This is a genomic window from Sodalis sp. (in: enterobacteria), from assembly GCF_036327475.1.
GTDB lineage: Bacteria > Pseudomonadota > Gammaproteobacteria > Enterobacterales > Enterobacteriaceae.
Map to the genome: position 1 here is coordinate 505,124 of NZ_CP132913.1, position 17,435 is coordinate 522,558.

The window sequence follows — 17,435 nt, forward strand, 5'->3', positions numbered from 1 at the left end:
CGCGCCGACACGCTGAGACGCAAAAACCACTTACTACCTCTTGAATGATTTTGGATGAGGTAGCGCTGGGCGGTATCAGGGCTGCGTGCTGTACTTTGCACGTTCCACTTGTTACTGCGCATTGTCCGCTTGCGAATTGTATTTTACCGCTGTTTCTTTAATCAGCGGCTGCAGCTCGCCGCGCTGGTACATTTCAATGACGATGCCGCAGCCGCCGATAAGCTCGCCGTCCACCCACAGTTGTGGGAATGTCGGCCAGTTGGCGAATTTTGGCAGTTCAGCGCGAATATCCGGATTGGTTAGCACATCGACATAGGCGAAACGCTCACCGCAGGCGGACAACGCCTGTACCGCCTGAGCGGAAAAACCGCAGCCCGGCAATTTAGGCGAGCCCTTCATGTATAGAAGAATCGGATTGTCGGCAATTTGTTGCTGAATTTTTTTGATGATCGTGATCATTGTCTTGCTGCCTTAAGCCAGTAGCTGGCTTTTATTTATCATGCATCGGTCTGTAGACTGTTATTCTAACGATTCCGGGTGGAACATTTAAATGCTTTTTCACGTTAGCTCCCCAGGGCGGGCTTCGACCTCCTGGCTGTGGTAAAACGGGCGCGAACACCAGATTTGCCCTTGCGGCGATGACGATTTGCGACTAGAGCGTTTAACAGGCTGCAAAACCATCGATTTTTACGGCTGCCCGCGTGCAAAATGTCATCGCGCATGTCATTACGTTTATTCACAATCTGTACAAATGCGTTAAAACCGCAAATAGCTTAAATTCAACTGAGCCGTCATTTTACTCAACCTTGGGCCATAGAAGATAGCGTTTATCATGCGTTCATGTTTCGCGCTTTCGTGCTGCTGTTTACCCAGCTCTTTCTGGATAATCCCCAGTAAAATCTGCGAAACTCCGCAAGGGGGGCCGCGCGTAGCCACCGACATGCCCCGCCGACACAGCGTCAATCGCCAGCAAAATCGCTGCCGTAAAGGTTGGCAAAGCCCCATTACGTCTTCCCGCCAAAATGCATGCCTGACGCATAACCAGGCCGCCGGCAAAAGGGCTGAAGTAAAACCTATGGATACCATCGCGCCAGCGCGCGAACCCGGACTACGGCCTATCGTTGTGGCGGCAAATCGTCGACCACCGGTTTCGATTGCAGCGGGTTGATTTACTAAGCCTATAAAACTTAATCCACGTACTGCGTACGAAATGTTCGGAAAAAGAGCGAGTTGGAAAGCGGCGATCTGGTCTTTTTCGCAACCGCGGTACGGCGAATCATGTCGGGGTTTATCTGGGGAAATAGTAGTTTCATTCAGTTACTTCGCATCGGGCGTGACACCCTTATCAGCTACCTGCGCAAAGATTTTGGGCCCGGAGCCCCTTTACCGTCTGGGCGTTCGGTCTGTTAGTCAACACCAGCGAATCCCCTATTTCGCTGAGATAATTGAATCCGTAGAACATCACTGTTTTTCCAAAAGCTATACCCTTATCCTGTGCAATTCCCACAATGAAACATCGAACAGCAGGGCTATTGACAAATGCTGGCGAAAAGTGGGTCGATGAGTTGATGGGGTGATGTGCACCGAATACCACGAAGCCCTACTATTTGGAGGAATATCGCTACATTCCAAGGTGATGGATTAGGGTGATGTGTACAGCGATTTTACTGATACCATCGTCTATAATACCTTTTCTGGCGGTTATGTGGCCACCCGCCATTTACTCGATCGCGACCACCAGGACATTGGCGCCATTCCGGCCAGCTGGTGTGCAACACTCGCGGCGGGCACCGCCGCGGTTATCTTCAGGCGTTAAAGAGGCCGATATCCGCCCAACCAGGCCTAGATCGCTCAAGGTGATTTCTAGCCGGCTTCCAGTTATCGCGCCATGCAACATATTCTTGTCCAATCCCATCGTCCAAGCGCGATATTTTGCGACGACGATGAGATGGCAATAGGCGTATTGTGCGCCATCTACTAGCATAGGCGCACATACTACAAGACATTTCACTGATAGGTTACGGATAATGTCAGACACTCGCGTTATTTCACTCCACGCTTACCACGGTGGATCAGCCCAAGGCCGTATTGGGAGAAGCCGCGTACAATTGAGATTTATTCTACCCTGGTGGAGCACTATTCAGTGACTGGTGACCTATACCCTAACCACCAATCTAGCGCCGTCGATGATGGGGCCCGTGTTTGCGGCTGTGTTGGCTGTTATACACGACGTTTTATGCGCTACGTGGCCGCGCCAATTCCCGCGATGCAGAAATGATAATAACTAGGCGCACTAACTCTTTGAAGAATGTGACTGTTTAAGTTATTATTAACTTAGGCTATTCTATTTAGAGTTGTTTAAAGACGGATACAGGCTTATACTCAATTACGTCAATTATAACGAGTTGTTTATTCATTTTTCTTTATGGATGTGATGTTTACTCACGCATGCTTTTTGTGAAAAGCAACTGGTTTGATAGCCATCTTGAGTTTTGATTCTGTTAATTTGTCGTATCAGACACCACGACTTATCGTGGATTCTTATAAAAGCTCGCAGGTAGTGCCTGGTTCTTCCTGACGAGTATTTTAGAAGAAAGATGATGGAGAAGCTATGAATTCCTCGTGTGTTGAAGACCTGAGCTTTCAGGATAACGCTTGGTATTGCATCGTCCATGAATTACTCGCTAAAGCCGACATTGAAATTAATGGTTCCCGTCCATTCGATATTCGCGTTAACAACCCAAATTTTTTTAAGCGTGTACTACAGGACGGTTCACTTGGTTTAGGTGAAAGTTATATGGACGGCTGGTGGGATTGCAAACGGCTGGATATGTTTTTTCAGCGTGTGTTACGCAGCGGACTAGAAAATAAGCTTCCACATCATTTAAAAGATACCTTACGCATCGCCGCAGCGCGCCTAACTAATCTCCAATCGCGCAAAAGGGCCTGGATTGTCGGTAAAAAACATTACGATTTAGGCAATGACCTCTTCTCGCTCATGCTCGATCCGTATATGCAATATTCCTGCGGTTATTGGCCTCATGCCGCAAGTCTTGAGCAGGCCCAGAAAAATAAACTGGAGATGATTTGCCAAAAACTGCAATTGCAGCCGGGGATGTCATTATTGGATGTCGGTTGCGGTTGGGGCGGTCTGGCGAATTATGCGGCACAACACTATGGCGTTAAAGTCCACGGCCTCACCATCTCAGTCGAGCAGCACAAGCTGGCGCAAACGCGTTGCGTAGGGCAAGATGTCACGATTTTGTTGCAGGATTATCGCGATCTAAATTTGCAGTTCGATCGCATTGTCTCGGTAGGGATGTTCGAGCACGTAGGGCCGAAAAACTACCCAACCTATTTCGATGTGGTGGCCCGTAATTTGAAATCCGACGGCCTGTTTTTGCTACACACCATCGGCGCGAACCGGACCGATATGAATGTGGATCCGTGGATCAACAAATATATCTTCCCGAACGGCTGCTTGCCGTCTATACGGCATATTGCCGATGCAAGCCAGCCTCATTTCGTCATGGAAGACTGGCATAATTTCGGCGCGGATTATGATCGCACGCTCATGGCCTGGTATGAACGCTTCATCGCCGCCTGGCCGACGTTGCAGGACAATTATTCAGAACGTTTTTACCGCATGTTTGTTTACTACTTACAAGCCTGTGCAGGCGCGTTCCGCGCCCGCAATATCCAGCTATGGCAGATTCTGTTCAGCCCGCGGGGCGTCGAAGGCGGCCTGCGCGTCGCGCGGTAGCGTTGCGCCGCCGCCCATCTGAGTTAGACGCGCCCGCGCGCTGCAAAAACCCGCTCCACGGTATCAACAATCGCTTGCGTCTGTGGGTCGATTTCGATATTGACGCTATCGCCGAGTCGTTTCTTACCGACCGTGGTGCGCAGCAACGTTTCAGGAATTAAATATACGCAAAAACTGTCGCCCGTGACTTCGCCTACCGTCAGGCTAATACCGTCAACACCGATATAACCCTTATGCAGGATGTATTTCATCAGCGCCCTGTCCGGCAAGGAAAACCAAATTTGCCGATTGTGCTCTGAAGTCACGATTTTAGTTAATTTGGCGGTGCAAATAATATGCCCCGACATCAGATGACCGCCAACCTCCGCCTGTAGGGTCGCCGCCCGCTCCAGGTTGATCTTATCGCCGACCTTAAGTATGCCTAAGTTGGTCAGACGGAGCGTTTCTTTCATCAGATCGAAGCTGACCATGTCGCCCGCGATGCCGGTCACCGTCAGGCAACAGCCGTTATGGGCCACCGACGCACCGACGGTTAAACCAGGCAACAGCGCCGATGGCAGGCGGACGTGATGGGTACGAAAATGGTCTTTTTCCTCAATCTCGACAATGGGCGCGGTGGCCTGAACAATCCCCGTAAACATGCGTTTTCCTCATCTGGCTACACCGAATAACTCGGCGCTCAGTTTGTCCCATAATTTGACGAATTCCAAATACTGATGCGATACAATAGAGGCCATGCCTATTATAAGGAAGCGCGTATCTTACTGGCTTTGCCCATCCCGGTAATTTTGCCCAAGTATTGCAAACGGCGATGGGGTCGTGGATACCATAATGTCCGGCTCAGTAAGTACCACTGATATGATCTGGTTGCCGGTCATTTTATTCGGCCACGACCTACTTGCTGGTGCTAACGCCGGTTATCGCACAGCTCAACGGCCCATAACGGCGAGGCCGGATAGTCCATCAGGTACGTCAGGGCTTCTAGCTGGCGCTGGTCATCATGGTGCTACTGTATAATAGCCATCTTGTCATTGTGCTGTGAGACGCGTTGCTGGGCATCATCGCGGTAGCCAGCTACCAAACTGCCTTGAATTTCAGCTTGCTCATGTTTACGCTGCCGTTGTCTGTCGGCGTAGTGGTCACCATCCGCATCGGCTTTCGCCTGGGGGAAGCGGTATTGAGCAGGCGCGAGTCAGCACCAGGGTCAGGTTGATGATATAGGAGTCACGCTGGCCTGTTGCACCGCCCTGCTTACCGGCCTGCTTCATGAGTGGATTACGCTCTTGTATCACCTTTGCCGCCTATTGGCTACTCAACCTACCATGTAGATACTGATAGATTGGCCGCGCCCGCCATGGGTCCTGGCGGTTTCTGGATTGGGTTTATTATCGGTCTGACTTCAGATGCCGTGTTGATGATATGCCAGATGCACTAGCTCCAGCGACAATCCCCGCGCGCATTTTGCGTCTGGCGGCGCGTTGGTGGATATGACAGTCTTGATCGGTGAAAAGCCGGCTTAATTCCATTGTTGGCGTGCTGGGAAAATGTGTTTTGCTCTTGCAGGCCGCGATAGAGCCCGTTAATATTCGTCGCATAGGCAGCAGGCAACAGATGCGCTCTTATTGGTTAGAGTACCGCCTTGAGATGGTGGGGTCGGTGGTTCGAGTCCATTAGAACACACCGTTCTTTGTGCGTCCGTAGCTCAGTTGGTTAGAGCACCACCTTGACATGGTGGGGGTCGGTGGTTCGAGTCCACTCGGACGCACCAAATCTTACCGTTCCATTTTTACTGTACTCCTTTAAACCGCTACTGTTTCCGCAGCGATGATGTTGCGCTATGCTTCCTACGACCTCTCTTCAGCCAGCCTCTTCTGTGCTAGCATCGACGCCAGGTATTACCATGATGAGGGCAAACAACGTGCACCAGCGCGTGACAAAACAGGTTTTGCTGATTGCGACGATCTGTGACAAAGATGATACAATCACGTTTTTTCAGTTTTTACTTTGTTTCCTGCCAATATCATATAAAACGTCGCTATTTCAATTGAAGGGTTGGTGTCGATTGATTTGTCCCAATGTCCATTTTCTTACGTTCCGAGCGTTGTTGCTTATTCTTAAAGATGGACATCAGGTCTAACAAGCGGCTTTTTCATCGCGGGCCTGGTCCGGCGATGCACCAGATTCGTTTTCGTTATGAAAAACTAAAATTGTTTGTACCATCGGCCTGGAAAACTGAATAAAGAAGTACTGTCCAGCCTGCTCAACGCGGGGATGAACGTGATGCGTCTCAACTTCTCCCATGGCGACTATGAAAGCGCGGGCAACGCATCAAAAATCTGCGCGCGGTTCTGAAGAAAGCGGGTCAATAGGCCGTCATCCTGCTGGATATCAAAAGCCTCGAAATCCGCACCATGCAGCTTGTAAACGGCGCAGACGTTTCACTGCGCGCGGGCCAAGCCTTTACCTTATCACCGATCAGAGCGTGGTTGGCCACAGCGAGTGCGTGGCGGTTACCTACCCCAGATTCACTCAGGATCTGGCTGTAGATAATGCCGTGCTGATGGATGACGGACTGTTGGGCATGGCCGTCCCCATAATAACGATCGGTTGTGCGGCTGACGAAAAGTCAACGTGGGTGAGCGGGTCGCTTACCGGCGTACCAAGGCGTGCCCAGACATTGCCCAGCCGCACTAGCGCTTTGCCGGCCAGAGTCACCTAGGATGAGGTGGTGCAAGGTGGTGAACAATGGCGATCTCAGCGAGAATAAAGAGGGTCCAACCTGCCTGGCGTATCCATTGCCATACTAGCGCATGCGGAAAAAAGTGATCTGATTTTCGGCCGCGAACAAGAGAACATTTGCAGCAGCACGACGGCGAACATATCCAGAGCGCCTCTAAAATCGAAAACCAGGAAGGCTTGAACAATTTCAACGAATTATGGAAGCGTCTGACGGCATTATGGTTGCAAGAGGCGATCTCGGCGGTCGAAATTCCGGTGGAAGCATAACCGGGCGCGCAAGGTCCTCATTACTGCCGCCTAGGTACTCGACTCGATGATTGAAAACTGACGAGAGCGACAAAGGAGATATCCTCTGGAGGCCGTTACAATTATGGCCACCATTTTCCAGCGCACCGATCGTATGCGACCGAGCCGTATTGACGGTCAGCACGACAGCCGCAAATTGCGTATTATCGAAGCTCGTTCGCCGCGGTGTGGTGGAAACCGCGGCAAAAGTTGCGACCAGAAGGTGGGAAATCCGCCAAATCGGTACGTAAATATTTCACGCAAGCGGAAATCCTGGCGTTGACCACCAATCTACTGACCACACGCCAGTTGCTGCTGAGTCAAGGGTTGCCTGTCAGTTAGTGGAAGAGATCGCGTCGACCGATGATTTTTACCGCGTTGGTAAAGCCATGGCCTTAGAAACCGGCTGGGCGGCAAAAGGCGACATTATCGTCATGGTATTATGTTGTAAGCAGCGGGCGTGCCCGCTGAACCTTCTTAGCTGTCGTGGTGGCCGAGCCCTTTACGTTCATAAGCGGCGAACCTGCTGGCGTCAACAGCACCCATGCTCCTGTCCAACAGGAGCCTTTTTGGTTCGTCGCCTGTATTATTTTAAAAGCGTAATACTCATTAATTAACGGGCAGCTGTACAATACCGCATTGGTACTAGAATTGTATAAAAACTTTATCTCTAACCCTACTTCACCTCCACCACCCAATCACCGACGCTTGGTGAGACAATAAAAGAATCCCGCCAAAGAAATAAAATAGGTAACGCGGTCAATTGCAATAGCACGTTTACAGCCGCCTCAACCGGAGAAATCTTGTCGCTGCGAGGCTTCGAGGGCGTTTTTAAGGGTGTTTTTTTAACCACTCCATAAAATAAGATGTTTCTTTGAGCAGTCGATCGAATTTAATCGTTTTATTCGCAAAATTTATTCTCATTCGAAAATAGTTTGTGTAATACTTGTAACGCTACATGGAGATTAACTCAATCTAGAGGGTATTAATAATGAATCGTACTAAATTGGTTCTGGGCGCAGTAATTCTGGGTTCCACTCTACTGGCTGGCTGCTCGGGAAACGCTAAGATCGATCAGTTGTCCTCCGACGTTCAGACTCTGAACGCCAAAGCTGACCAAATCAGCAACGACGTGAACGCTCTGCGCTCCGACGTGCAGGTTGCTAAAGACGACGCTGTCCGTGCCAACCAACGTCTTGACAACCAAGCCACCTCTTACCGTAAATAAGAGTTCTGGTCTTGATTGAGAATGGCGCACGAGGTGCGCCATTTTTTTCTGATCAGCAAGCCAAGGGCTATGACCCCTGATAGCTTTAAGACCGAGTACATTGCATCGGCGATAGCGTTATGCCTGCAGCGAAGCTGGGAGTACGCGCCAGCAGACACTATTGTCTGCTGCAGGCCATCGGGCGTACCCTCTTCGCTCGACATGCCACTTGTTTTTCTGCATCATTCAAACAACAACAGATGCGCCACCGACTTACAGGTGGCGATACACTTCGCGAGGCCATAAGCTAGGAGCCGGCCGTTGACCACGCGCTGAGTTATGCTGGCCATGTCTGCATTTTCCAGCCGAGGCGCAAGCGGTTAGGACTGCGCGGCGGCTTGGGCACGAATAACCCGCACCATGGCTTCCAGTCCCTGCGACCGGGACGGTGTCAGATACTGAGTGAGTGCCAGGCTGTCGAAAAAAGGCCGCACGTCATAGGTAACAATTTCCGCTGGCGTCATGCCCTGATAGAGAATAAACACCATCGCGATGAGGCCTTTAACAATCACGGCATCGCTGTCGCCGTACAGCTGGACATGGCCATTGTCATCAACCGCCATAACAATCCACACCTGGCTTTGACAGCCGGCGATGAGATGGTCCGTGGTGCGCATGCTCGCCGGCAGGGGCGGTAGATGGCCGCCAAGCTCGATAATATACAGATACTTCTCTTCCCAATTGCCGCCACGGGAAAAATTTCGCAACAATTTATCTTTATCAGGCAGATTAGCCATCGTTACTTGCTCCCTGTTTAACAATCAGCCCAGCAAGCGCTGCACCCGCACGAGACCGGCCGCCAGACGGTCAATATCGTCGCGGTCAGTGTACATTGCAATGGACGCACGGCACATACTTGACACACGGAAATACGCCATCAGCGGCATGGCACAATGGTGACCGGTGCGGATGGCGATACCATACTGATCAAGAAAACTGCCAACATCATAAGCATGATGCTTGCCCAAATTAAAAGCGATGACGCCGGTGCGATCGTCGGGCCCGTACAGCGTCAGGTCCGGCACTTGCTGTAGCGCTTCGAGGGTGTAGCGCATCAGCTCATGCTCGTAGGCCTGAATATTGTTCAGCCCTACTTTCTCAACGTAGTCGATAGCGGCGCCCAGCCCCATCATCCCAGCAGTATGAGGCGAACCCGCTTCGAAACACCAGGGAGCATCATTAAAGGTGGTGCCCTCGGTCAAGCTGACAGTTCGGATCATGGAGCCACCACCTTCCCATGGAGGCATGGCATCCAGCAGCGCTTTTTTGGCGTAAAGAATACCAATGCCAGAGGGGCCGTAGAGTTTGTGCCCAGAGAATACATAAAAATTGCAGTCCAGCTCCTGCACGTCCACCTTCTGATGCATAATGCCCTGCGCGCCGTCGAGCAACACCACCGCGTCGCTCGCCGCGCGCACCTGGGCGATGAGCTCTGGCAGCGGATTGCGGGTGCCGAGCACATTTGATACCTGGGTGACGGCGAACAAACGGGTACGCTCATCAATCAATGCCGGCAGTCTGGCAATGTCGAGGGTACCGTCTGGCAGCAGCGGGAGGTAGCGCAGCGACAACTGCTTTTCCTCGGCGAGCATTTGCCAGGGAACAATATTGGCGTGATGTTCCATCTCGGTGATGACAATATTGTCGCCGGACCGCAGATTGTGCCGCCCCCAGCTGTTGGCCACCAGATTGATGCCCTCGGTAGTGCCTTTGACGAAAACAATTTCGTCCGCAAGCGCCGCGTTAATAAAACACGCCACCCGTTGTCGCACGTTCTCCATACGGGTTGTGGCTTCACTGCTTAGTGTGTGAGTACCGCGGTGTACCGCAGCATATCCCTGGCGATAGTAGTCGCTTTCACAATCGATGACGGCGTTAGGCTTTTGTGCACTCGCCGCGCTGTCGAGATAGCTCAGCGGCCGGCCGTTCACCTGCCGTGCTAGAATAGGGAAATCAGACCGGATTCGCGCAATGGGATAGGTCATACCCCTCCCTGTAAAGCATTGGCGATACGCGCCAGCACTATGTCACGCACCCCGTCGTGGCCAATCGCTTCCGTCACTTCCCCAGCGAAAGCATAGATTATCATTTGCTTGGCGTCCTCGTGAGTGATACCGCGCGAACGCAGATAGAACATCTGTTCTTCGTCGATCCGGCCGACGGTTGCGCCGTGGCTGCATTTCACATCATCGGCGTAAATTTCCAGCTGAGGTTTCGCATCCACCTCGGTCAGACGGTCGAGCAACAGATTATTATTGATCATCTGACTGTCGGTCTTGAACGCATGTTTCGCCACCTTAATCAGGCCACTGAAGACGCCTTTACCGCGATCGCTGACGATCACCTTATGCAACTGGCGGCTCAAGCAGTAACCTTTATTGTGTTCAAGGTAGGTGCGAGTGTCGCTGACATCCTGCCCCGACGGCAGCAGCAAGCTGTTGATCGCCAAATCGGACCCTTCGCCATTCAGCTGCGCGCTGGTCTGATGCCGGGTCAAGCCGGCGCCGAGAATAAACGTACTGCTGCGTACCACTGCATCGCGGCCCACGCTAATATCGTTATGGCCGAAGTGGTAGCTGGCGCTGCTTTCAAAGGTTAGTTTGATATGGCTTAGGTGCGCATTGTCGCTGACTACCATGGAGGTGCGCGCGCCGCTGAAATGGCCTCGGGCGCCCATGCTGGCGAAATGTTCAATCACCTGGCCCTGCGCGCTGGCCTCGATATCGAGATGGTGGCGATAGTGCAGTGTATTCAGCGTTTCCTGATACTCACTACCTTGGCTAATGTGCAGCAAATACAACGGGCGTGCCGCCGCTTTGCCAGCCGGCAGGCGAATTCGGGTGGTTTCCTGGCTCAGACTTTCAGTCAAGTGCAAGAACATCTCCGGCTGGATCGGCGCGGGAAGAGACCCCCTTGCGGCACCTTGCTCCACCTCGACATGCCACAGGCCGGTATCGCTGTCGCTCAGCGCCGGAGCGAAACGGCCATCCACAAATACCAGACGGCAAGCGTCCAGGACTAGGCTCAGCGCATCGCGGTCAGCGGTGGAAACCGCGCGGGTGGCGGCGGGAGCAAAACGATGCGCCAACAGTCCATCTAGCGGGGTGTACTTCCAATGTTCGTGTTGGCGGGTGGGCAGCCCCAGGCGTTCAACGCCCTGCCAATGGGTATAGGCCTCGGCAGAGCGCGCCGCGCTCTGGCTGGAAAACAATTGGCGCCACTGTGTCAGCGCACAGGCATTACTGTTGTTCGATAAGCCAGGCATAGCCTTGCTCCTCAAGCTGTTTTACCAGGGAAAAATCACCGGATTTCAAAATGCGGCCCTGATACAGCACATGAACGCGGTCAGGTTGGATGTAGTCCAAAATACGCTGATAATGTGTGACGATGATAAAGGAGCGTTTACCGTTACGCAAGGTATTGACGCCATGGGCGACAATTTTCAGCGCATCAATGTCCAGACCGGAATCGGTTTCGTCCAGAATGCACAAATCTGGCTCCAGAGCTGCCATTTGCAAAATATCATTACGTTTTTTCTCGCCGCCGGAAAAGCCCACGTTAACCGACCGGGTTAGCAGGTCGGCCGGCATTTTCAGCAGTTCAATCTTGGCTTCGATGAAATCGGCGAAATCGAAGCGGTCCAGCGGCGGCTGCTCACGATATTTACGCACGGCATTCACCGCCGTTTGCAGAAAAAGCTGGTTGCTGACCCCCGGGATTTCCACCGGGTATTGAAACGCCATGAATACGCCTTCCCCGGCGCGCTCTTCCGGCTCCAGCGCCAGCAAATCACGGCTTTTGAACAAGATCTCACCGGCGGTGACGCCATAGTCTTCGCGCCCGGCAAGCGTCGCAGACAGGGTACTTTTCCCAGAGCCGTTCGGGCCCATGATAGCATGAACCTCACCGGGTTTTACTTCCAGACTCAGTCCCTTGAGAATGGCCTTGTCTTCCACGCTGACGTTCAATTCTTTAATCGATAACATGATATTTCCTTTACCCGGCTTGTTGCTGCATCTGGGCAGCAAATGCAGTAGCGAGGCCTCAGCCCACGCTGTGCTTAAGGCTGATAGCCAGTAATTTTTGTGCTTCCACGGCAAACTCCAGCGGCAGTTCGGAGAACACGTCTTTGCAAAAGCCATTAACGATCATCGAAATCGCATCATCTTCGCTGATGCCGCGCTGGTGGCAGTAAAACAGCTGATTCTCGCCAATACGCGAGGTGGTGGCCTCGTGCTCCAACTGGGCGGTGTTATTACGCGCCTCCACATAAGGGAACGTGTGGGCGCCACATTCGCTGCCGATAAGCATGGAGTCACACTGGGTAAAATTACGCGCGTTAGTGGCGGTTGGCATTATCTTCACCAGCCCGCGATAGGTGTTTTCACTCTGACCAGCCGAAATTCCCTTTGAAATAATCGTGGAGCGGGTATTCTTACCGATGTGGATCATCTTGGTGCCGGTATCCGCTTGCTGATGTCCGTTGGTCAGCGCCACAGAGAAAAATTCCCCCACCGAATTGTCGCCGCGCAGAATCACACTCGGGTATTTCCAGGTAATGGCCGAGCCGGTTTCGGATTGCGTCCAGGACATTTTAGCGTTTTCGCCCGCGCACAGCGCGCGCTTGGTGACAAAGTTGAGGATCCCACCCTCGGCATCGCTGCCTGCAAACCAGTTTTGCACTGTAGAATACTTCACTTCCGCATCTTTCAGCACGATAACTTCCACTACGGCCGCATGCAGCTGGTAGCTGTCGCGTACCGGCGCCGAGCAGCCTTCGATGTAACTAACATAGCTACCTTCATCGGCGATAAGAATGGTACGTTCAAACTGACCGGTTTTGGCGGCATTAATGCGGAAATAGGTCGACAGCTCCATTGGACAGCGCACGCCTTTCGGCACATAAACGAAAGTGCCGTCAGAGGCGACCGCCGAATTGAGTGCGGCGAAGAAGTTATCGTTGATCGGCACCACGCTACCCAGATATTGGTGCACCAATTCCGGGTGTTCATGAATCGCTTCGCCAAAGGAGCAGAAAATAATGCCCTGCTCCGCCAACTTATGACGATAGGTGGTAGAAACCGATACCGAATCGAAAATGGCATCCACCGCGACCTCGCTACCCTCGCGCACCGGCACACCAAGTTGGTTGAACGCTTGTTCCACTTCATCAGTCAGATAGTTCTTCGCCCTTTCCGCCCAAGATTGCTGTGCTGCGCCGGGCTGCGACCCACAGGTATCGTCACAGGCGCCGCAGGATGGTGCGGAGTAGTAGCTGTAATCGTTATAGTTGAGCGGCTTATAGTAGGCTTTCAGCCAGTGCGGTTCGTCCATTTCCAACCAGGCGCGATAGGCATTAAGACGAAATTCCAGCATCCACTCAGGTTCATCGCGTTTCGCCGAGATGGCGCGCACCACGTCTTCGCTGATGCCGTGCGCTAGCTCTTCGGTTGCCAGTTGGGTAAAGAAGCCTTCTTTATATCGCTTGCTTTTCATCCGGGGTTGAGTTATGTCAATCGCCTCAGGGGTGTGAGTATTGATTCGTACCATGATGATTCATCGCTCAAAGGCCAAAACTTTCGCCACACCCGCAGGCGTGCTGAGCTTTGGGATTGTGAAATTTAAATACGTGATTCAGGCCTTCCTGAACATAGTCCAGTTCCGTGCCGTCTATGAAAGGCATCGCTTTCAGCGGCACATATAATTTGACGCCGCCATGCTCGTAAATCCGGTCGCTGCCTTCAGACTGCGTGGCCTTTTCCACCACATAGCCGAAGCCCGCGCAGCCGGACTGTTTCACGCTTAGCCGCAACCCCAGCATGGCAGGGTCGTTTTCCACCAAGCGCTGGATCTGATGGGCGGCGGAATCGGTTATCGTCAGGCCGCGCCAGATATTCCCCTCAAGGGAGAACGTCTCAACCTTGTTGTCTACTTGCATCAGATTTACCTCATGACGTTACAGGGTGATACTCGGAAAACCCGCCTATGTTAAAGAGTTATATTCTCTCAACCTTGGCCTTTATAGTGGAATAGGTAGTTTTACAGAAGAGGGAAGCAACTACCGCCGGTAAATGCTGCCTCGTCCGCTATTCCCTAATTTATATATGGCTATTTAAAAGAATAGACTATTTCTAGTACTAAAACTTTCTACGTGACTAAAGCGAATATTCATAAAATAAACTATTTTAAAAGGTGAAAAAATAATTCGTCATTTTCGCTCAGAAAATAGCGTCGGTGACACCCTATTAATTACCGCACCTTTATGGTTTTCTCTGCGTCAATTATATCATAAAAGCATCGCCAGCGCGCATTCTCGTTGCGGCACGGGCGACAACGCCCTCTGCGCTACAACGAATACGATGACCACCCTTTGGAACACCCTCACCGGCGCCAGGATAACCCGGCCGGCGTTAGTGTAAGCACAAGTCCTTCACACCGGTGCGCAGACATTTTGCCTCCCCTTGCATTTTGCCTCCCCTTGACGTAGGCAAGCGCTATGCTGTAGTCCTGGTTGTTTCCTACTGGATCCTGCTATGCCCACGTCAGACCGCCACGCCGCGTCCCTGACGGCACAAAAGTTGAATAAGCGCAATTATCCACATCGTTTTTTCATCTTTATTTATTATTTAACCATTGACATCCCTCTGACAATTTTGTCGGAGTTCACCCACACAACCTTAGGGTTCAGTCCGCTGACAGCCGGTATTGACATCAGCTTGCAGTAGCACGCTGGCCAGCCGCTCTATGCCGGCCACTACGCCGACCCTGCTGTGGGCGAAGAAAGTGCTATCTGTTGACCCGCCCTATCAGCGTTGAGCACTAAACCTAGGCTGCTTTTGGCTGGCCGCTGCTTGGCATGGGCGAAAGCTTCGCCAGCACTGGCCCCATGCTGTGAGGATTGGCGCGATAGGCCAGCGACATACCGACCGGCTTATCTCCTGGAGCGGCGTGGCCACCTACGGCGCCATCGCCATTGGTGCACCGCTGGGCGTGTTTCTCAATAGCCTCGGCGGCCTAGCGCTGGCAGGCGGTTTTATCTTGTTGTCAAGCGTTCGCGCCTAGGGGTCGCATTGCGCCACCCGCGGTGAGCGGCTGGGTTGCTGTGGGCAGCGTCGGCTTTTCGCTGGTGTTTTCGGCCCCTAGGGTGGAAGCAATGAAAAAGCAAGCGGAGCAGATACGGTAATCCTGGTGCCGGCGCGGCATCAACCGCTTTACCCATCCAGCACGGCGGTGGTCAGACTGGAGAGGCAGGTAAACGCGCCGTCTCGTCATAGATGTGAATACCCCGATGTGAATACCCCATACATGACGCGTGCGGCCGAGATAAAATGGGCGGCACACCGCGCACACCAAGCTATCATGCATGCTATGCAAATGGTTGGCGTTGATATCAAGGCCCACGATTCGCTGTTCTCCACGGGCGCAAAGATAGCCGGCAGCAGCGGATCCCACCGTTTCCGCCAACACCACCGAGGCACTTCCGTAGAGTACGCCGGAAGGCTGGCGCGTGTGTTCATCTAACAGCATTCGCCCCCAGTTCGTCCTCCTCCAGTCGGGCGTAGCGAAGGCACAGATAGGCAATCATACAACCTGCGCCATCTGATTGAGTCTTTCCAGCGACGGCGTACGTATCCAAATCATGCGATAACCTCCAAAAGCGCCTGCAGCGGATGGCAGATACCTTCACCCTCGATACGCGACCTGACTGCGACAGGAATAACCAGCTGCCAGGCAGCGGCCGCGCGGCTGCTATGCAAGTTGCTGTTAGCATGATGGCGCATAATACCCCCCGCGAATGGGCGTAATTCGCGCCTTCGCGTCCATAGGTGCCAGCCATGCCGCAGCAGCCAGCGCTGAGTAGGGGAAAGCCATTCATGCGCCATTGAACCTGGAAATCCACGCGTGCGGCGCCGAGCGATAACACAGCACCAGCGCCGAATCGACACCACCATCAGCAACTACAATCCCGCGCGATGCGGTTGAGAAAATCGGCGGTGCGTTGGGCGGTCCGCGTGAAACGGCGTCAAACCTTTGGTATGTTGCGCTTTCCAGTTGGGGAAAACGATACTGGTATACGGCCCAGTATAACCGCCAGGCGGACAAAACCGCCATCACGCGCGCGTCATAATGCTGGAATGCTGGTAAGCCGGTAGCTGGTAAACGGATCCTGAAGAACGGATCCTGAACGATAAGCACGCGTGCCTGGCGCTGCTCAACGCTCATGGGCTCCAACTGCTCAAGCATCGGGGCCGTGGCGAGCATGTCTGCCGCCTGACGATACAGTGAGGGCTACGACAATGGGGGCTACGACAGTAGCGGCACATCCACCATCCCCACGACCCGTTCGCAAAGAGTGTGCAGCAACGGCCAGCCCAAACATCGCCGGCGCCCGAGCCATGACCGGGGCGTACCCTTCCCACCCTGGTCACCAGGTAACCGCGCACCGAGCGCAGATACCAGCTATGGTAAAGCTGCAGGAAGCAAACGCGAAAGCCCAGCACATCGATTTTAATGAAACGGGCTTAAGTACGCTTTACAGGCTAGACAGGCGGACATTGTCGTTTCACCGCGTGGAAAAAAATCGCACCCACCGCACCTCGTCGTTAAATCATAGCCTGTTGCCGTTACAGTCCATTGCGCCGTACACCGCCACCAGAATCTGCCGATCGAAGGCGCCGCATTTGAGGCGTCCACAGTCAAATGCGGCGCATCGATTGCCAGTCGCCGGGCAGATTTTACCGGGATTCAGCTGGTTGTCGAGATCGAACACCGTTTTAACGTGGCGCGGCTCATGGTAGAGCTCGTCGCCAAAACACTGGGCTGTACTCGGCGTGCAATCCCTTGCCATGCTCCGTTCAGCAGGCTGCCATATTTGGCGGTCAGCGCCACAATGCGATCGGAAAGCCGTTTCATAAGCATTCTTGTACCGGATCGCACATATCCAGCACCGGACGTATATGCAGTACGCCGGCGCCACATGGCCGTGAACATGCCGTAATTGAGCTGATGGCTATATAATCCGCCAAGATGTCGGGTCGGTACACAGGCATCTTCGGCAAACGGGATAGGTTTTGCGGCACTTTTGCTATTACTGAGCAACCCTACCGCTTGCTTGTGCATAGTGTAGATACGCTCGATTTCCACGGGCTGGCAGCACAACTGGTAACCTATTACGCCAGCCTCACCGGCAGCCATGAGAGATTTCCAGTCTTACGCACAGCGTCATCAGTTGCCCGTTTATATTGGAGCACGATCGTCACCGGCGAACTCGACGATATTAAGCTCTTGCGTCGTGTGGCCGCGGGCACATCTCCGATAAGTTCACGTACAGAGTCCTAGACAAATATTTTCTCGGGCCAAATTAAGCATCTTGGAATCGAT

16 protein-coding genes, 1 tRNA gene and 3 pseudogenes are annotated in these 17,435 nt (G+C 52.9%); 9 read left to right on the top strand and 11 right to left on the bottom strand.

Annotation, left to right across the window (positions count from 1 at the left end; translation table 11 throughout):
- Nucleotides 1-111: 111 nt before the first annotated feature.
- Nucleotides 112-459 carry a Grx4 family monothiol glutaredoxin gene (locus GPOALKHO_RS02760; RefSeq protein ID WP_406702883.1) on the bottom strand — a complete coding sequence of 116 codons (348 nt, stop codon included), beginning with the start codon at nt 457-459 and terminating at the stop codon, nt 112-114.
- 657 nt (nt 460-1,116) lie between these two features.
- On the opposite strand from GPOALKHO_RS02760, the pseudogene GPOALKHO_RS02765 reads away from it, so the two are divergent.
- The 3 genes and pseudogenes from GPOALKHO_RS02765 to cfa all read left to right on the top strand — a co-directional run.
- A pseudogene (locus GPOALKHO_RS02765) lies at nt 1,117-1,410 on the top strand (C40 family peptidase); the annotation flags it as partial.
- 241 nt (nt 1,411-1,651) lie between these two features.
- On the top strand, nt 1,652-1,816 hold the full coding sequence (locus GPOALKHO_RS02770) for a hypothetical protein (RefSeq protein ID WP_406702885.1): 165 nt from the start codon (nt 1,652-1,654) through the stop codon (nt 1,814-1,816).
- 795 nt (nt 1,817-2,611) lie between these two features.
- Complete coding sequence (gene cfa / locus GPOALKHO_RS02775) at nt 2,612-3,763, top strand: cyclopropane fatty acyl phospholipid synthase (protein WP_406702886.1); 1,152 nt, start codon at nt 2,612-2,614, stop codon at nt 3,761-3,763.
- Nucleotides 3,764-3,786: 23 nt separating this feature from the next.
- Here cfa and GPOALKHO_RS02780 read toward each other — a convergent pair whose 3' ends face one another.
- The gene (locus GPOALKHO_RS02780) at nt 3,787-4,404 is read right to left on the bottom strand and encodes a riboflavin synthase subunit alpha (protein ID WP_406702887.1); all 618 of its coding nucleotides are present in this window, start codon (nt 4,402-4,404) and stop codon (nt 3,787-3,789) included.
- A gap of 75 nt (nt 4,405-4,479) precedes the next feature.
- On the opposite strand from GPOALKHO_RS02780, the pseudogene GPOALKHO_RS02785 reads away from it, so the two are divergent.
- From GPOALKHO_RS02785 to GPOALKHO_RS02805, 5 genes and pseudogenes are all read left to right on the top strand, one after another.
- A pseudogene (locus tag GPOALKHO_RS02785) lies at nt 4,480-4,703 on the top strand (hypothetical protein); the annotation flags it as partial.
- A gap of 108 nt (nt 4,704-4,811) precedes the next feature.
- Nucleotides 4,812-4,976, top strand: coding sequence for a hypothetical protein (locus GPOALKHO_RS02790; protein WP_406702888.1), 165 nt, complete (start codon nt 4,812-4,814; stop codon nt 4,974-4,976).
- Between the two features lie 478 nt (nt 4,977-5,454).
- A tRNA-Val gene (locus tag GPOALKHO_RS02795) sits at nt 5,455-5,531 on the top strand.
- A gap of 438 nt (nt 5,532-5,969) precedes the next feature.
- A pseudogene (locus GPOALKHO_RS02800) lies at nt 5,970-7,404 on the top strand (pyruvate kinase).
- 374 nt (nt 7,405-7,778) lie between these two features.
- Nucleotides 7,779-8,015 carry a major outer membrane lipoprotein gene (locus tag GPOALKHO_RS02805; RefSeq protein WP_406702889.1) on the top strand — a complete coding sequence of 79 codons (237 nt, stop codon included), beginning with the start codon at nt 7,779-7,781 and terminating at the stop codon, nt 8,013-8,015.
- A 359-nt stretch (nt 8,016-8,374) separates the two neighbouring features.
- Here the strand turns inward: GPOALKHO_RS02805 and sufE are convergent, their stop codons facing one another.
- The 6 genes from sufE to sufA all read right to left on the bottom strand — a co-directional run bounded on the left by sufE (nt 8,375) and on the right by sufA (nt 13,992).
- The gene (gene sufE, locus GPOALKHO_RS02810) at nt 8,375-8,791 is read right to left on the bottom strand and encodes a cysteine desulfuration protein SufE (protein ID WP_406702891.1); all 417 of its coding nucleotides are present in this window, start codon (nt 8,789-8,791) and stop codon (nt 8,375-8,377) included.
- Between the two features lie 24 nt (nt 8,792-8,815).
- On the bottom strand, nt 8,816-10,039 hold the full coding sequence (sufS, locus tag GPOALKHO_RS02815; RefSeq protein ID WP_406702892.1) for a cysteine desulfurase SufS: 1,224 nt from the start codon (nt 10,037-10,039) through the stop codon (nt 8,816-8,818).
- Nucleotides 10,036-11,319, bottom strand: a complete 1,284-nt coding sequence (sufD, locus tag GPOALKHO_RS02820; protein ID WP_406702894.1) for a Fe-S cluster assembly protein SufD — start codon at nt 11,317-11,319, stop codon at nt 10,036-10,038. The genes sufS and sufD overlap by 4 nt, the downstream gene beginning before the upstream one ends.
- Complete coding sequence (gene sufC, locus GPOALKHO_RS02825; RefSeq protein WP_406702896.1) at nt 11,294-12,040, bottom strand: Fe-S cluster assembly ATPase SufC; 747 nt, start codon at nt 12,038-12,040, stop codon at nt 11,294-11,296. Before sufC ends, sufD begins: the two co-directional genes overlap by 26 nt.
- A 58-nt stretch (nt 12,041-12,098) precedes the next feature.
- Nucleotides 12,099-13,550, bottom strand: a complete 1,452-nt coding sequence (sufB, locus tag GPOALKHO_RS02830; RefSeq protein ID WP_406702898.1) for a Fe-S cluster assembly protein SufB — start codon at nt 13,548-13,550, stop codon at nt 12,099-12,101.
- A 67-nt stretch (nt 13,551-13,617) separates the two neighbouring features.
- Entirely contained in the window at nt 13,618-13,992 is a 375-nt protein-coding gene (sufA, locus tag GPOALKHO_RS02835) for a Fe-S cluster assembly scaffold SufA (RefSeq protein WP_406702899.1), read from the bottom strand.
- 953 nt (nt 13,993-14,945) lie between these two features.
- On the opposite strand from sufA, the gene GPOALKHO_RS02840 reads away from it, so the two are divergent.
- On the top strand, nt 14,946-15,116 hold the full coding sequence (locus GPOALKHO_RS02840; protein WP_406702901.1) for a hypothetical protein: 171 nt from the start codon (nt 14,946-14,948) through the stop codon (nt 15,114-15,116).
- On the opposite strand, the gene GPOALKHO_RS02845 is transcribed toward GPOALKHO_RS02840, so the two are convergent.
- The 3 genes from GPOALKHO_RS02845 to GPOALKHO_RS02855 form a co-directional block, all read right to left on the bottom strand.
- Nucleotides 15,099-15,581: a hotdog fold thioesterase gene (locus GPOALKHO_RS02845; protein WP_406702903.1), complete on the bottom strand. Its 483-nt coding sequence runs from the start codon at nt 15,579-15,581 to the stop codon at nt 15,099-15,101. The two genes, GPOALKHO_RS02840 and GPOALKHO_RS02845, sit on opposite strands and share 18 nt — an antisense overlap.
- A gap of 345 nt (nt 15,582-15,926) precedes the next feature.
- A complete protein-coding gene (locus tag GPOALKHO_RS02850) occupies nt 15,927-16,316 on the bottom strand; it encodes a hypothetical protein (RefSeq protein WP_406702904.1) in 390 nt (129 codons plus the stop codon).
- A gap of 483 nt (nt 16,317-16,799) precedes the next feature.
- Complete coding sequence (locus GPOALKHO_RS02855; RefSeq protein ID WP_406702906.1) at nt 16,800-17,249, bottom strand: hypothetical protein; 450 nt, start codon at nt 17,247-17,249, stop codon at nt 16,800-16,802.
- Nucleotides 17,250-17,435: the final 186 nt, after the last annotated feature.

What these genes read in the sequence shown, in the direction of transcription:
- GPOALKHO_RS02805 (WP_406702889.1), top strand. Translation starts at nt 7,779, where the DNA reads ATGAATCGTACTAAATTGGTTCTGGGCGCAGTAATTCTGGGTTCCACT.
- sufA (WP_406702899.1), bottom strand. Translation starts at nt 13,992, where the DNA reads ATGCAAGTAGACAACAAGGTTGAGACGTTCTCCCTTGAGGGGAATATC.
- GPOALKHO_RS02780 (WP_406702887.1), bottom strand. Translation starts at nt 4,404, where the DNA reads ATGTTTACGGGGATTGTTCAGGCCACCGCGCCCATTGTCGAGATTGAG.
- GPOALKHO_RS02850 (WP_406702904.1), bottom strand. Translation starts at nt 16,316, where the DNA reads ATGCTCGCCACGGCCCCGATGCTTGAGCAGTTGGAGCCCATGAGCGTT.
- sufC (WP_406702896.1), bottom strand. Translation starts at nt 12,040, where the DNA reads ATGTTATCGATTAAAGAATTGAACGTCAGCGTGGAAGACAAGGCCATT.
- sufE (WP_406702891.1), bottom strand. Translation starts at nt 8,791, where the DNA reads ATGGCTAATCTGCCTGATAAAGATAAATTGTTGCGAAATTTTTCCCGT.
- sufS (WP_406702892.1), bottom strand. Translation starts at nt 10,039, where the DNA reads ATGACCTATCCCATTGCGCGAATCCGGTCTGATTTCCCTATTCTAGCA.
- cfa (WP_406702886.1), top strand. Translation starts at nt 2,612, where the DNA reads ATGAATTCCTCGTGTGTTGAAGACCTGAGCTTTCAGGATAACGCTTGG.
- sufD (WP_406702894.1), bottom strand. Translation starts at nt 11,319, where the DNA reads ATGCCTGGCTTATCGAACAACAGTAATGCCTGTGCGCTGACACAGTGG.
- GPOALKHO_RS02845 (WP_406702903.1), bottom strand. Translation starts at nt 15,581, where the DNA reads ATGCTGTTAGATGAACACACGCGCCAGCCTTCCGGCGTACTCTACGGA.
- GPOALKHO_RS02760 (WP_406702883.1), bottom strand. Translation starts at nt 459, where the DNA reads ATGATCACGATCATCAAAAAAATTCAGCAACAAATTGCCGACAATCCG.
- GPOALKHO_RS02855 (WP_406702906.1), bottom strand. Translation starts at nt 17,249, where the DNA reads ATGGCTGCCGGTGAGGCTGGCGTAATAGGTTACCAGTTGTGCTGCCAG.
- sufB (WP_406702898.1), bottom strand. Translation starts at nt 13,550, where the DNA reads ATGAAAAGCAAGCGATATAAAGAAGGCTTCTTTACCCAACTGGCAACC.